The sequence below is a fragment of the Curtobacterium phyllosphaerae genome (assembly GCF_049341865.1).
In the GTDB taxonomy this organism is placed as follows: domain Bacteria; phylum Actinomycetota; class Actinomycetes; order Actinomycetales; family Microbacteriaceae; genus Curtobacterium; species Curtobacterium phyllosphaerae.
Map to the genome: position 1 here is coordinate 125,153 of NZ_JBMPIU010000001.1, position 14,019 is coordinate 139,171.

The 14,019-nt window shown below is 73.1% G+C and carries 10 protein-coding genes; 7 read left to right on the plus strand and 3 right to left on the minus strand.

Annotated elements, in window-relative coordinates; translation table 11 throughout:
• Positions 1-121: 121 nt before the first annotated feature.
• Both ACO0E0_RS00655 and ACO0E0_RS00660 read right to left on the minus strand, forming a co-directional pair.
• Entirely contained in the window at positions 122-3,361 is a 3,240-nt protein-coding gene (locus ACO0E0_RS00655) for a glycoside hydrolase family 2 TIM barrel-domain containing protein (protein ID WP_422869420.1), read from the minus strand.
• 168 nt (positions 3,362-3,529) lie between these two features.
• On the minus strand, positions 3,530-4,678 hold the full coding sequence (locus tag ACO0E0_RS00660) for an MFS transporter (RefSeq protein WP_422869928.1): 1,149 nt from the start codon (positions 4,676-4,678) through the stop codon (positions 3,530-3,532).
• Positions 4,679-4,858: 180 nt separating this feature from the next.
• Here ACO0E0_RS00660 and ACO0E0_RS00665 point away from each other — a divergent pair, with 180 nt between their 5' ends.
• Positions 4,859-5,578 (plus strand): GntR family transcriptional regulator, encoded by a 720-nt coding sequence (locus tag ACO0E0_RS00665; protein ID WP_422869422.1) that lies wholly within the window; start codon positions 4,859-4,861, stop codon positions 5,576-5,578.
• Positions 5,579-5,774: 196 nt separating this feature from the next.
• Here ACO0E0_RS00665 and map read toward each other — a convergent pair whose 3' ends face one another.
• Entirely contained in the window at positions 5,775-6,539 is a 765-nt protein-coding gene (map, locus tag ACO0E0_RS00670) for a type I methionyl aminopeptidase (RefSeq protein ID WP_422869424.1), read from the minus strand.
• Positions 6,540-6,637: 98 nt separating this feature from the next.
• On the opposite strand from map, the gene ACO0E0_RS00675 reads away from it, so the two are divergent.
• The 6 genes from ACO0E0_RS00675 to ACO0E0_RS00700 all read left to right on the plus strand — a co-directional run bounded on the left by ACO0E0_RS00675 (position 6,638) and on the right by ACO0E0_RS00700 (position 13,961).
• Positions 6,638-7,735, plus strand: a complete 1,098-nt coding sequence (locus tag ACO0E0_RS00675) for an ABC transporter ATP-binding protein (RefSeq protein ID WP_422869426.1) — start codon at positions 6,638-6,640, stop codon at positions 7,733-7,735.
• The gene (locus ACO0E0_RS00680; RefSeq protein WP_422869428.1) at positions 7,732-8,982 is read left to right on the plus strand and encodes an ABC transporter permease; all 1,251 of its coding nucleotides are present in this window, start codon (positions 7,732-7,734) and stop codon (positions 8,980-8,982) included. Before ACO0E0_RS00675 ends, ACO0E0_RS00680 begins: the two co-directional genes overlap by 4 nt.
• A gap of 64 nt (positions 8,983-9,046) precedes the next feature.
• A complete protein-coding gene (locus ACO0E0_RS00685; protein ID WP_422869430.1) occupies positions 9,047-11,089 on the plus strand; it encodes an acyltransferase family protein in 2,043 nt (680 codons plus the stop codon).
• Between the two features lie 12 nt (positions 11,090-11,101).
• Positions 11,102-12,124: a UDP-glucose 4-epimerase GalE gene (gene galE, locus ACO0E0_RS00690; RefSeq protein WP_422869431.1), complete on the plus strand. Its 1,023-nt coding sequence runs from the start codon at positions 11,102-11,104 to the stop codon at positions 12,122-12,124.
• A complete protein-coding gene (locus ACO0E0_RS00695; RefSeq protein WP_422869433.1) occupies positions 12,121-13,098 on the plus strand; it encodes an LCP family protein in 978 nt (325 codons plus the stop codon). The genes galE and ACO0E0_RS00695 overlap by 4 nt, the downstream gene beginning before the upstream one ends.
• A 77-nt stretch (positions 13,099-13,175) precedes the next feature.
• The gene (locus ACO0E0_RS00700; protein WP_422869435.1) at positions 13,176-13,961 is read left to right on the plus strand and encodes a sugar transferase; all 786 of its coding nucleotides are present in this window, start codon (positions 13,176-13,178) and stop codon (positions 13,959-13,961) included.
• Positions 13,962-14,019 lie beyond the last annotated feature (58 nt).

Here is a 14,019-nt window from a genome sequence, read left to right on the forward strand (position 1 = left end):
GGCCCCGGCCCCGGCGGCGGCGAGGATGCGGAGAAGCGGGGTGCAGGCATGCCCGCACTCCGCTCCTCCGCATCCTCGAGCCCACAGCCGACCCGCCCCGAGCCGACCCGCCCCGAGCCGGCTAGGACAGCAGGACCTCCCACGCCCGGGCACTCGGCCAGAGCTGGTCCTTCGGTAGGACGTCCAGCCCGCACGCCCGAGACCCGAGCCCGTGCTGGGCGTCGTCGAGGTACAGGTACAGGTGCTCCGACGCCGGCAGCTCGTGCGGGTGCTCCGCGACCCCGAGCTGCTGCGCTGTCCACCGCGAGAGTGTGAACCCGACGCGGTGCCCCGACCCCGGCGCGGGGACCGTCGTCACGGTGAGCGGGCCGACCGTCAGCGTCCGGAGCTCCGGTCGGTGCCCGGTCTCCTGCGGGCGTGAGTAGTGCGCCGACAGCTCGTCGACCGTCGCCGTGAACCGGCCGACGGTCGCCGCGTGCGACGAGTCGGCGTAGGACTCGAGCGGCCCGGTCCCGAACCACTGCACCGCCGATGCGTCCGACAGCACGGACGCCGGCAGGTCGATGCGCACGCCGATCCGCGGCCAGGTCCAGTTCCGCACCTGCATCGGCGGCCAGGAGCGGTCCCGGTCGTCGACGCGCGGCCAGGTCTGGTCCGGCACCCCGTAGGGCGTCGCCTCGGTGCGGAGACGGAGCCCGCGGTCGGTGAGCGTCCACCGGTGCACGACGTCGACTCCGGAGGCGCTGTTCGCGGCCGCGACCTTCACCCGCTGCACGAGGCCGTCGGGGGTCCGCGAGACGGACACGACGCGGTGCGCGAGCCGGTGCAGTCCCGCGGCTTCCCACCGCTCGGCCGAGGAGGGGCCCGGCACGCCGAGTCCGCCCGTCAGCGCGGGATCGGCGAGTTCGTACGACCCCTGCAACGCACCGCGGTCGTTGTCGGTCGGTGCGCGCCAGAGCTCGAGCCGGGGTCCGTCGACGGGCAGCCCGTTCCAGGACGCGAGCGTGCCGCGTTCCGTGAACGTCGCGTTCCCGAGCGCGTCCCCGTCCCAGCGGCTCTCACCCGCGTCCGGACGGGAGGCCCGCGGTGCGTCCGGCAGGACCGCCGACACCGCCACCTGCGTGCGCGCGACCACGTGCCCGGTGTCCGCCCAGGCAGTGGGGCCGGCGAGCTCGGCGGTGATCGTCAGGAAGACCTCGCCCTCGGGGCCGCCGTCGGCGGTCACCGCGACGGCCTCGTCCGGGACGGGGACCGTCGCCGACCCGTGCGCCGGGACGATGCCCGGGGAGAACCGGCCGTTCGCGATCGGCACACCGTCGCGCTCGAGGGTCCAGCAGAACCGGAGGCCGGACGTCGAGGCCGAGTGGTACCGGTTCTCGACGAGGATCGTCCCGCCGGCGACGACGCCCGACACGGTGATGCGGATCGGTGCGACGACGGCGGCGAACTCGGCGAGACCCGGCGTCGGGGTGTCGTCGGAGAGGACCAGGCCGTCCATCACGAAGTTGCCGTCGTGGACGACCTCGTGGAAGTCGCCGCCGTACGCGTGGAACGGCGTGCCGTCGGCGGTCTGGGTGAGCAGCCCGTGGTCGCGCCACTCCCACACGAAGCCGCCGTGCAACCGGGGGTACCGGTCGACGAGGTCCTCGTACTCCTTGATCTGGCCGGGGCCGTTGCCCATCGCGTGCACGTACTCGCAGTGGATGAACGGCTTCGAGCGCTGCCGGGCGGCCTCGGCGGGCCCGCAGGCGAGGAGCGGTGTCACCGGTCCGCCGCCGATCGACTCGGTCTCGACGAGCGACGGGTACATCCGCGAGTAGACGTCGGTGTACTCGCCGGTGTAGTCGCCCTCGTAGTGCACGGGGCGCCCGGCGTCGCGGCCGTGCACCCAGTGGCTCATCGCGGCGAGGTTCCGTCCGGTGTGCGACTCGTTCCCGAGCGACCACATCACGATCGACGCGTGGTTCTTGTCCCGCTCGACGGTGCGGCGGATGCGGTCGAGGTACGCGTCCTCCCACGCCGGGTCGTCCGAGGGGTTCCCGATCCAGTCGACGGCCTCGAACCCGTGGGTCTCGAGGTCGCACTCGAGGATCACCCAGAAGCCGAGCTCGTCGGCGAGGTCGAGGACCCGCGGGTGCGGCGGGTAGTGCGACGTGCGGATGGCGTTGACGTTGTTGCGCTTCATGAGGGCCATGTCGGCCCGCGCGTGCGCCTCGTCGAAGACCCGTCCGCGGACCGGGTGCGTCTCGTGGCGGTTCACCCCGTGGAACACCAGGCGCTCGCCGTTGACGAGGAACCGGTCCCCGCGGATCTCGACGGTGCGGAAGCCGATGCGGAGCGCGACGGTCTCGCCGGCGGGAGCAGACGCGGCGGACGCCACCCCGGCCCTCCCGGTCGAGCCGTCCGATCCCGCCGGGCCGCCGGCCGCGCTGCCGGACGTGACCGTCGCGTCGTACAGGTGCGGGATCTCGGCGCTCCAGGGCTCGACCCCGTCGACCTTGATCGGCTCGACGTCCGACGGGGTCGCCCACACGACGTCCACACCGAGCGCCGGCACGGTGAACCGGACCGGGAACGCCCCGTCGACGTCCACCGAGAGGACACCGCTGCCGGTGGACGGCCGGCCGGACGCCGCCGTCCCCGCGGTCGCGGCGGTGCCGAGCACGGGTGCCCAGGACGCGCGGACGAACACGTCGTCGATCGGCGCCTCGGGCCGGGCGAGGAGCGTGACGTCGCGGAAGATGCCGGGCAGCCACCACTGGTCCTGGTCCTCGACGTAGCTCGCGGCCGACCACTGGTGCACGCGGACCGCGACGTCGTTCGATCCCGGTCGGAGCAGCTCGGTGACGTCGAACTCGGTGGCGAGTCGCGACCCGGTCGACCAGCCGACGAGCGACCCGTTCACCCACACCCGGAAGTGCGACTCGACGCCGTCGAAGCGCAGGAGCACCCGGCCGGCCCCCGACGCGGACGCGGCGAACGACTCCGGCAGCTCGAAGGTCCGCCGGTAGTCGCCCGTCGGGTTCTCGTCCGGCGGGTGCGGGGCGTCGATCGGGAACGGGAACTGCACGTTCGTGTAGATCGGTGCGCCGTGTCCGTGCAGGACCCAGTGCGCCGGGACGGGGAGCGTTCCCCAGTCGTCGCCCGTGGCGTCGGCGTCGGCGAGCGCCATGTCGTCCGGCGCGTCGGCGACGGGGGACCAGCGGAACCGCCAGTCCCCGTTCAGGGTCAGGGACGGTGCGTCCGTGTGCAGCCAGGCCCGCGGCGCGAGCCGGGAGGCCGATCCGGGAGCGGTCGAGTGGAGGTCTGCGAGGGCGGTGTCCGCGAGTGCTGTGTCCGCGAGTGCTGTGGTGTCCGACATGGGCGAGCCCGTGACCGATCCTTCCGTGAGGCCGCGGCGCCGGGAGCACAGCAGCGTGATGATGGTGACGACGGGCGGGATGTCGAGGCGAGCAGCGCGGTGGTGGCGTGGTCGCCGTCAGCACACGGTCGTCGTCGATCCGGTGTCCCCGGTGCAAGCCTAGCCAGCTCAGCCGGTCGGGTGCTCCCGGTCGGCACGCGGCACGAGCCCCAGCGCGAACACCGGGAGCGCGGCCACTACCAGGAAGCTCCCCGCGAACCCGAGCACGCCGACGAGTGCCCCGATCCCCGGACCGACGGCGCTCGCCGCGATGAACTGTCCGGTGTTCTGCGCCCCGAGCGCCCGGCCGGACCAGAACGGCCCGGCCGCCTCGGCGACGCTCGTGTACGCGAGGCCGTTGTCGGCCACGGTCACCGTCGTCGCGACGACGAGGAACACGGCGCCCACGGCGAGGTGCGTCGCGTCGACGAGGGCGAGCAGGCCCATCACGGCGGCGGCGGAGACGGCGACCCAGCGGAGCGGTCCGACCCGGGACGCGGCGTGGTCGCTCCAGACACCGATGCCGATCCGCCCGAGCGCGCCGACGAACTGCGACGCCCCAACCAGGATCCCGGCACCGAGGGCCGACCACCCGAGGTCCCCGGTGAGCCACACGAGGCCGTAGGTGGAGAGCGTGAACTGCGGCACGACGAGCAGGACCGAGACGGCATGGATCCGCCAGAGGAACGACGACGACCGGTACGGGCTCGTCGAGGCGGCCCCCGTCGGACGCGTCGGGCGGGGCGGGTCGACGATGCCGATCGCGCAGAGCACGGCCAGCACCACGGCGAGCAGGATCGGCAGGACGAGTGCCGAGCGGATGCCGTGCGCCTCGGCGAGCGTCGGCACGGTGAGGGCGGCGACGGTCACCCCGAGCGGCTGCGACATCTGCCGGATCCCCATCGCGAGCCCCCGCCGGTGCTTCGGGAACCACCCGACGACCACCCGACCGGACGCCGCGTTCGTCGACGCGGCGGTCATCCCGGCGAGCAGGAACGACACTCCGAGGAGGACCGGGTCGGCGGCACTCAGGAAGGCGGCGACGGTCGCTCCGGCGGTGAGCACCAGCCCGCCGGCGATCACGACCCGCTCGCCGATCCGGTCGGTGACGGCACCCCAGGCGATGAGCGTCAGCACCATCCCGAACGTCGGCGCGCCGGCGAGGAGGCCCGCCGTGGCGAGGTCCACGCCCCGGGAACGCAGGAGCGGGATGAGGAACGCCGGGGCCGACACGACGAGGGTGCCCGAGGCCTGCGCCGCCACGCCGAGGGCCAGCATGCGCCACGCGCGGCCGCTCGACACCGCGGCCGGAGGCACGGCACGGCCTGGAGGCTCGGCTGCGGCGGACGTCACGGGTCGCCTCCCTGGGATGGCCGAGCCGGTGCGCACTCGGACGGACCGATTGGTATACCAAAACGGTATACCATCTCGTGTCGCGCTCGGCTACGCTGATCGACCGTGACCGTTCCGACCGATGCACCGGGTCCCTCCCCGGTGCACGCCGTGTCGCAGACCGCGCAGCTGTACGACAACCTCCGGGCGGCGATCCTGACGCTCGACATCGCCCCGGGCGAGCGCATCTCCGAGCGGGGCCTCGAAGCGCGGTTCCACGCGTCCCGGACGCCGATCCGTGCCGCACTGTCCCGGCTCGAGCGCGAGGGCCTGATCCTCCACGAGGGACGCTCCTGGACCGTCACGCCGATCGACCTCGAGGAGATCGCTGCGCTCGCCGAGCTCCGGTCGATCCTGGAGCCCGCCGCGGCCCGCCTCGCCGTCGTCCGTGCCTCGGACGAGGACCTGGCCGAGGTCCGGGCGCACCTCGACGCGCTGCGGCCGACCCCGGACCAGGAGGCGGGACTCCGGATGGGAAGCACGTTCCACCTCGACATGGCCTCGCTCGGCGGCAACGCGTTCCTGACCGAGGCGGTGTCCGACGCGCTGACGCGGCTGGAACGGAGCCGGTGGCTCGAGGTCCGGACGCCGGAGGCCCGGGACGCCGCGTGGGCGGAGCACGCCGCGGTCCTCGACGCCGTCGTGGCACGGGACGCCGAGCGGGCGGCGGAGCTCCTCGGGGCGCACATCGCGGGCACGAACGACCGGCTCATGGCGTTCATCGCGCAGGAGCGGCGGCGGCTCCGCGGTGCCGGCATGTCGATCGTCGGCGAGTCCGGTCCCTGACGGCGCGCGTGTCGTCCGCACCGGTGTGCGGCGGCGGGGCGCGTGTGGTCCGCGGGCGTGCGGCGGCGGCGGCGCGCGTGTGGTCCGCGGGGAAGCGACATCGCGCGGCGATCGCGACGTCGCTTCCGCGCGATGATGTCGCTCCGGCGGGACCGACCGGCCCACTGCCGCACCGGCTCGGTCGGTCCGTCGGAGCTCAGCGTGCCGTCAGCACCTCGGCGCCCATCTCCGTGATCGCGATCGTGTGCTCGCTGTGCGCCGTCCGGGCGCCGGTCGCGCTCCGCAGCGTCCAGCCGTCGGCGTCCACGACGAGCTCGTCCGTGTCGGCCATCACCCACGGCTCGAGCGCGAGGAGCAGTCCCGGTCGCAGCGTGTAGCCCCGTCCCGGCCGCCCGGTGTTCGACACGTGCGGGTCCTGGTGCATGGTCGATCCGATGCCGTGCCCGCCGAACTCGACGTTGACCGGGTACCCCGCGTCGGAGAGGACCGTGCCGATCGCGTGCGACAGGTCCCCGATCCTCGCCCCGGGCACCGCGGCGGCGATCCCGGCGGCGAGTGCCCGTTCGGTCGCGTCGATGAGCGCCGAGTCCTCGGGCGTTCCCGACCCCACGGTGAAGCTCAGTGCCGAGTCGGCCGCGATCCCGCCGAGCAGCACCGCGAGGTCGAGCGTCAGCAGGTCGCCGTCGCCGAGGGCCCGGTCGTGCGGGAGTCCGTGCAGCACCGCGTCGTTCACCGATGTGCAGATGAAGTGTCCGAACGGCCCGCGTCCGAACGACGGCGCGTAGTCGACGTAGCAGGACTCCGCCCCGGCGTCCTCGATCATCCGTCTGGTCCAGTCGTCGATCTCGAGCAGGTTCGTGCCGACCGCGACCCGTTCCCGCAGCGTCCGGAGGATGCTCCCGACGAGCGCGCCCGATGCACGGGCCCGATCCAGCTCGGCAGGTGTGAGGATCTCGATCACGCCGATGACTGTACCGGTGTCGGGGCCGGACGCCTCGGACTGGGGCGGGTCCTGCCGGAACGCCTCCAGTACGATCGGCCCGGAACCCTGGAGGTCGCATGTCCGGAGCCGTCATCGCCGTCGATGACTTCGTCATGCGGTTCGGCGATCGCGACGTCGTGGACCATCTGTCGTTCGGCGTCGGCGCGGGGGAGACGTTCGGCCTCCTCGGCAGCAACGGCTCGGGCAAGACGACGACCATCCGTGCGCTCCTCGGCATCACCGAGCCGACGTCCGGCACGCTGACGATCGACGGCGAACGCTACCGGGCGAGCGCAGGTGGCGGAGTCGGCTACCTCCCCGAGGAACGCGGCCTCTACCGCAAGGAGACCGTGCTCGACGTCATGGCGTACTTCGCGCGGCTCAAGGGCATGTCGTCGCGGTACGCGCTCACCTGGTCGCAGGCCTACCTCGAGCGCGTCGGGCTCGCCGACAAGGGGCGCCTCCGCGTCGACAAGCTCTCCGGCGGGCAGCAGCAGAAGGTCCAGCTCGGGATCACGATCATGGACCGTCCGCGCCTCATGATCCTCGACGAGCCGACCAAGGGCCTCGACCCGGTGAACCGTCGGCTGCTCCTCGACCTCGTCGACGAACGGAAGGCGGACGGCGCGACCGTGATCCTCGTGACGCACCACATGGACGAGGTCGAACGGCTCTGCGACCGCATCCTGCTGCTCAAGGACGGCTCCGCGGCCGCGTACGGCACGATCCCCGAGGTGCAGGACGCGTTCGGCGGTGCCGTCGCCCGTGTGCTCGCCACCGGGGAGGTCCCGCCCAGCCCGCTCTACACGATCACGCGGCATGAGGGGCACGCCACCGACCTCTTCCCGACCGCCCCGACGGACGGCGCGGACATCCTGGCGGCACTCGTTGCAGCCGGGGTCGGCGTCGTCGGGTTCGAGATGCGTCGGATCCCGCTCGACGAGATCTTCGTGCAGGTCTACGGGCACGACGCCGAGGTCGACGCGCTGCAGGCAGCGGGGGCGCGCCCGGCGGACGGCTCGCCGCCGCGTCGTGGGGACGGAGCACGACCGGGAGGGCCGGGCCGGGTCCCCGAGGACGTGGGCGTGACCGACGGGGCCGGGCCGGGCCTCCCGTCCGGCTCGCCGCAGTCCGAGGCCCCGACCGCGCCGTCCGGGACCGCGGTGTCCCGATGAGCCGGCGGGACTCCGGCTCGGGTCGCCTGGGCACGGTGATCCGGTTCGAGTTCGTCCGCGCGGTCAAGAAGCCCTCGTTCTGGATCGGGACGCTCGCCCTGCCGCTGCTCATCGTCGTCGTCGGTGTGCTCGTGGGGGTCGGCAACGCGGCCGGCGCCGACTCCGTGACCACCACCGGTGCGGCCGCGAAGGTGCCGTTCGCGTACGTCGACCACTCCGGCCTCGTGTCGCGGACGGTCGCGGCGAAGTGGGGCGGCAGTCCGGCCGACGACGCCTCGGCCGCCGTGGCGCGGGTCCGGGCCGGCACGCTCGACGCGTTCGTGGAGTACCCGGCGTCCCCGACGACGTCCCCCATCCGGATCGCCGCGAAGGACGACGGACTGTTCGCGAACGCGAAGTACGGGAACCTGGCGACGAAGGTGCTGGAGGCCAGTGTCGCCGCGAAGGTGGGGGACCCGCAGGCCGTCAAGCTGCTCCAGACCACGCCCGAGACCGCCATCACCGCGTACGCCGGCGGCCAGGTCGCGCCGGGGTGGGCGTCGATCATCCCGCCGATGCTGTTCGCGGCGGCGTTCTTCGGACTCGTGCTGCTCCTCGCCGCGCGCATGGTCACGGTCGTGGTCGAGGAGAAGGAGAACCGCATCTCCGAGATGATCCTGACGACGCTCGACGCCACCGTGCTCGTCCGCGGCAAGGTGATCGCGATGCTGCTCGTCGGGCTCGTGCAGTCGGCGGTGTTCATGGTCCCGGCGCTGGCGACCGTCGGGCTCGTCCTGCCCGTGCTCGCCCGGTCCGTCGGCCCGATCCCGATCGACCCGTGGCGGATGGTCGTCGGCGCGCTCCTGCTCGTCGGCGGGGTGCTGCTCGCGTCGTCGCTGTTCGTCACCGTCGGCGCCGCCGTCCCGACGATCAAGGACGCCAGTGCGCTGCAGTCCGTCGCGCTGTTCTCGGTGCTGATCCCGCTCTACGCCGCCTTCTTCGTCCTGACGAACCCGCACTCGCCGATCACGGCGGTGTTCACGTACTTCCCGACGTTCACGCCGGTCACCGCGATGCTCCGGAACGCCGTCGGCACGCTGACACCGCTCGAGTCGGTCGTCTGCGTGGTCGAGCTGTTCGTGGTCGCGTTCCTCGTGCTCCAGTTCGCGACGTTCCTGTTCCGCCACTCGGTCGCCCAGTACGGGTCGAAGGTGTCGTTCCGGCAGGTGCGCGCGTGGCGAGCCGCTCGGCGGACCCCGGTGCGCTGACCGACGTTCTCCACAGACGGTCCCCGATGACGCACTGATGTTCCGGATGTGGAACATTGGTCGCATGCGTTCTCGATCACCCGCACCCAGCCGTGCGGCGCTCCCGGCGTCCGACCCGGTCGTCCCCGGGCGCCGCCCCGACGTCCAAGGTCTCCGCGCGCTGGCCGTCGTCCTCGTGCTCGGGTTCCACGCGCACGTCCCGTTCCTGCCCGGCGGGTACGTCGGTGTCGACGTCTTCTTCGTCGTGTCCGGGTTCGTCATCACCAGGATGCTGCTCGTCGAGCACCACGCGACCGGGCGGATCGACCTCCGGCGGTTCGTCCGTCGCCGGATCGAGCGTCTCGTGCCGCTCACGATCGTGGTCGTCGCGGTCACGGTGCTCGTCGCGCGGTCGCGGCTCCCACCACTCGCGTCCGGCCGGTTCGTCGGGGACGGCGTCGCAGCGCTCGCCGGTGTCGAGAACGTCGTCCTCGCCGCCCGGGGGTCCGACTACCTCGCCGGGACGTCACCGGGCCTGTTCCAACAGTTCTGGTCGCTCGGGGTCGAGTGGCAGTTCTACGCCGTCGCCGGGCCGTTGCTCGCCCTCGCACTCCGCGGCGTCGACGGCCGGGCGAGGGTTGCAGCGCTCGTGGGGTTCCTCAGCGGACTGTCGTTCCTCAGCATCCCCGTGGTGGCGACCCTCGGCGGCGCATGGGCGTTCCACTCCGCACCGACGCGGGCGTGGGAGTTCGGTGTCGGCGCCCTCGTCGCGCTGGCGTGTGTCGGCCGTCGCTCCCTCCCCGCCGTGGCCGCCGTCCCCGTCCGACTGGCCGGGGTCGCGGCGATCGCGACCGCCGCGCTGTGTCTCGGCGACTCGACGCCGTTCCCGGGAGTTGCGACGCTGCTGCCCGTGCTCGGCGCCGCGGCGATCGTCGTGCCCGCCGCGCGAGCGCGGGCCGACCTCGTCACACGGGTGCTCTCGTCGGGTCCGGCCGTCCGACTCGGGGCCGTGTCGTTCTCGGTGTACCTCTGGCACTGGCCGGTGCTCGTGCTGCCCGCCATCGCATGGGGGACGCCGCTCCCGCCGGTCCAGCGGGCCGTCGCCGTCGCCGTCGTCGTCGCGGCGTCGTTCCCGAGCGAACGGTTCCTCGAGCGTGCCCCCCGACGCTGGGCGGAACGGATCGGGGGCGTCCGGGCCGTCTCCGCGCTCGCCGCGGTGTCGGTCTGCGTGGCCGTGGCGGGGGTGGCGACCGTGCCGCAGCGCGTCGCCTCCAGTCGCACTGCGTCCGCACCGACGGTGGCCGAGGTCCTCGACGGCCCGGCGGCGACCCGGTTCGTCCCCGCGAACGCGCGGCCCTCGCTGACGGGAGCGGCCGAGGACCTGCCGGCGGTGTACCGCGACGGGTGCATCGCGACGCTGTCGGCCGATGCGCGGCACGCGTGCGGAACGGAGCGCGACACCGGAGCGGGGACGATCGTGCTCTTCGGCGACTCGCAGGCGGCGCAGTGGGCGTCACCGTTGCGGACGATCGCGGCCGGCGCCGGCATGCGGCTCGTCGTCGTCGCGCGTGCGGCCTGTCCCGCCGCCGACATCGCGGTCCGGAACCCGCAGCTCCGCGAGCGGTACACGGCGTGCGAGCGCTGGCGTGCCGACGCGCTCACGCGGATCGCCGCGCTCCGACCGACGGTCGTGGTCGTCGCCGAGGCCACCTCGATCTACGAGGGACACCAGCTCGGGCCTCGTCCGTTCGCATCGCAGTGGCGGCGCGGCATGGACCGGTCCGTCCGGCGCCTCGGTGCGGGGCGGGTCGTGCTCCTCCGGGAGACACCGCGATGGGACGCGGACCCGAACGCATGCCTGTCCGCACACGTCGACGCGGCCCGGGAGTGCGAGCGACCGGTCACCGACCCGCACACCGCCGACGTCCGGCGGATGGTCGACGACTTCGCCGCGAGCGCGACCGTCGCCCGGGTGGTCGACCCGACCCCGTGGCTGTGCTCCGACCGCTGTCCGGCCGTGCTCTGGGACGTCGTCGTCTACCGCGACGAGCACCACCTGACGGACGTCGCTGCACGCACGATGACGCCCCGGCTCCGCACAGCCCTGCATTTGCAACGCAAAATGTAGTATTCTGTACGTATGCATTTGGATTCCGTGCAGCGCACCGTGCTCGTGACCGGAGGAGCCGGGTACATCGGCTCCCACGTCGTCCGCCTGCTCCTGCGGCGGGGTGTCCGCGTCCTCGTCGTCGACGACCTGTCCACCGGTGATCCGCGCCGCGTCGTCGGTGTCCCGTTCGTCCGCCTCGACCTCAGCGGGCCCGACGCGCGCGACCGTCTCGTCGCGGCGATGCTCGAGCACGCGGTCGACGGCGTCATGCACTTCGCCGCGATGAAACAGGTGGGCGAGTCGATCGACGCGCCGACCCGGTACTTCGACCGCAACGTCGGTGGGCTCACGAACCTCCTGGCCGCGATGGAGTCGACCCGGACCACCCGGCTCGTCTTCTCGTCGTCGGCAGCCGTCTACGGCGAGCCGGCCACGACGCTGGTGCGCGAGGACGAACCGCGACGCCCGGTCAACCCGTACGGCCAGACCAAGCTCGTCGGCGAGTGGATGATCGAGAACGCGGCCGCGGCGTGGGGGCTCCGAGCCGCCAACCTCCGGTACTTCAACGTCGCAGGCGCCGGGTGGAGCGACCTCGCGGACAGCTCCGTCACCAACCTCGTCCCGATCGTCATCGCGGCGGTCCGTGCCGGTCGGGCGACCACCGTCTTCGGGGGCGACTGGGACACTCCGGACGGCAGTTGCGTCCGCGACTACATCCACGTGCTCGACCTCGCCCGGGCGCACCTCGCGGCGCTCGACTTCCTGCGGGCATCGGCGCCGGCCGCGTACGCCGTCAACCTGGGGACCGGCGGCGGCGCCTCGGTCCTCGACGTCGTCCGTGCCGTCGCCGCGGTGAGCGGCACGGAACCGCACGTCGAGCTCGCTCCGCGGCGACCCGGCGATCCGGCGGCCGTCGTCGCGGACCCGACGCTCGCGAACACGCTGCTCGGCTGGCACGCGGAGCGGTCGGTGGCGGACATCGTCGAGTCGGCGTGGTCGGCTTGCTCGGCTGCCGAGCAGGGCGCCGTCGACTGTCCGGAGAACGCGGCGTGACCGTGCTCGGCAAGCGACTGCACCCGGTCCTCCGCGCCGTCCTCGGCATCGCCGCCGTGGTGGCGGGTGCAGCCGTGGTCGTCTCCCTGGTCGGGGCGGGGCTCGTCACCTCCCTCGCCCGGACGTACGACCGCACCACGACGACCATCCACACCGCGTTCCCGGACGCTCCCCGTCCGGTCGCCGACGAACGCGGGGCGCTCGACGTCCTCCTCATCGGCTCGGACGCCCGGTCGCCGTCGGCCGGCAACGGCCGTTCGGACTCGCTCATGCTCCTGCACATCGGCGCCGATCGCCGCGCTGTCTTCGTGATGTCGATCATGCGTGACAGCTGGGTGGACGTCCCGGGACACGGCATGGCCAAGATCAACGCCGCGTACTCGTGGGGTGGCGTGCCGCTCACCGTGCAGACGGTCGAGCAGCTCCTCGGCGTCCGGGTGGACCACGTCGCCGAGATCGGGTTCGAGGGCTTCGCCGCGATGACGGACGCCCTCGGCGGTGTCGACGTCGACGCGCCGAAGGCGTTCACCTGGGGCGGTCATGCGTTCGCGTCGGGTCGGAACCACCTCGACGGCGCCGAGGCCCTGTCGTTCGTCCGGGCACGGTACCCGTTCGCCGACGCCGACCACCAGCGCGTCGCGAACCAGCAGTCGTTCATGCGCGGCGTGGCCCGTGCCGTCCTCTCCCGTGGCACCCTGACGAACCCGGCGCGCATCGGCGACCTCGTGACCGCCACGGCGTCGCACCTGTCGGTCGATCCCGGGCTCACGTCCCGACGGCTGGTCGACATCGGGTGGAGCCTCCGCGACCTCCGCGCGGACGACGTCCACACCTTCACGCTCGCCTCGTCCGGCGGCGGGACCGCCGCAGACGGACAGTCGTACGTGTCGATCGATGCCGCGTCGCTCGCGTCCCTCCGGTCCGCGTTGACCGACGACGACCTCGGGCGCTACCTCGACACCCGGCCGCGATGAACCGGCGCACCGTCGACCACGTCCCGCTCATCCCTCGTCACCCGCTCATCCCGCATCACCCGCTCAGGAAGGCGATCATGCGAACAACCGAACCCCGCGCGCCCGAGGTCATCGCGTCCTCCACGCCCCGCCCCGCGCCGCACGTCGCCGCTGGCTCCCGCTACGACCGCACCAAGCGGGTCCTCGACCTGTGCAGCGCCGCGGCGCTCCTCGTGGTCCTGGCCCCCGTCTTCGCGGCGATCGCGGTCGCCGTGCTGCTGCTCCAGGGTCGTCCGGTGCTGTTCCGGCAGCGCCGCACCGGCCTCGGCGGCTCGACGTTCACGATGGTCAAGTTCCGGTCGATGCGGCCGGACCGCGACGGCACCGGCACGGCGAGCGACGACGTCCGTGTCACCGCGATCGGCCGGTTCCTCCGTGGGACGAGCCTCGACGAGCTGCCGAACCTGGTGAACGTCCTCCGCGGCGAGATGAGCATCATCGGACCGCGCCCGATGCTGGCCGCGTTCATCGAGCACCACTCCGAAGGCCATCACGGCCGTCGCCACGACGTGCGCCCCGGCATCACCGGTCTGGCGCAGGTCAACGGCCGGAACGACCTCGCGTACGGCGCACGGTTCGAGCTCGACCTCGAGTACGTCGCCCGCCGGTCGTTCGCGCTCGACGCCGCGATCCTCCTGCGGACGATCCCGGCCGTGCTCTTCCGGCAGGGGGCGTCCGGGTCGACGCCGTGCGACCTGGCCGCGACGGACCTGACCGTCGTGTCCGAGGGCAGGGACCGGTCGGCGGACTCCCGTCCCGCGGGGACCGGACCCGGGTCCGTCCGCGCCGACAGCGGCGCCGAGCGGACGCCGGTCCCCGTCTGAGCAGCTCGGACCACGACGACGACCTCGCCCCGCTCGGTGTCCCGAGCGGGGCGAGGCC

Bases quoted from the DNA above. Each gene is read 5' to 3' on its own strand.
- ACO0E0_RS00685 (WP_422869430.1), top strand. From the start codon at position 9,047: ATGCGTTCTCGATCACCCGCACCCAGCCGTGCGGCGCTCCCGGCGTCC.
- ACO0E0_RS00680 (WP_422869428.1), top strand. From the start codon at position 7,732: ATGAGCCGGCGGGACTCCGGCTCGGGTCGCCTGGGCACGGTGATCCGG.
- ACO0E0_RS00660 (WP_422869928.1), bottom strand. From the start codon at position 4,678: ATGCTGGCCCTCGGCGTGGCGGCGCAGGCCTCGGGCACCCTCGTCGTG.
- ACO0E0_RS00675 (WP_422869426.1), top strand. From the start codon at position 6,638: ATGTCCGGAGCCGTCATCGCCGTCGATGACTTCGTCATGCGGTTCGGC.
- ACO0E0_RS00655 (WP_422869420.1), bottom strand. From the start codon at position 3,361: ATGTCGGACACCACAGCACTCGCGGACACAGCACTCGCGGACACCGCC.
- galE (WP_422869431.1), top strand. From the start codon at position 11,102: ATGCATTTGGATTCCGTGCAGCGCACCGTGCTCGTGACCGGAGGAGCC.
- ACO0E0_RS00700 (WP_422869435.1), top strand. From the start codon at position 13,176: ATGCGAACAACCGAACCCCGCGCGCCCGAGGTCATCGCGTCCTCCACG.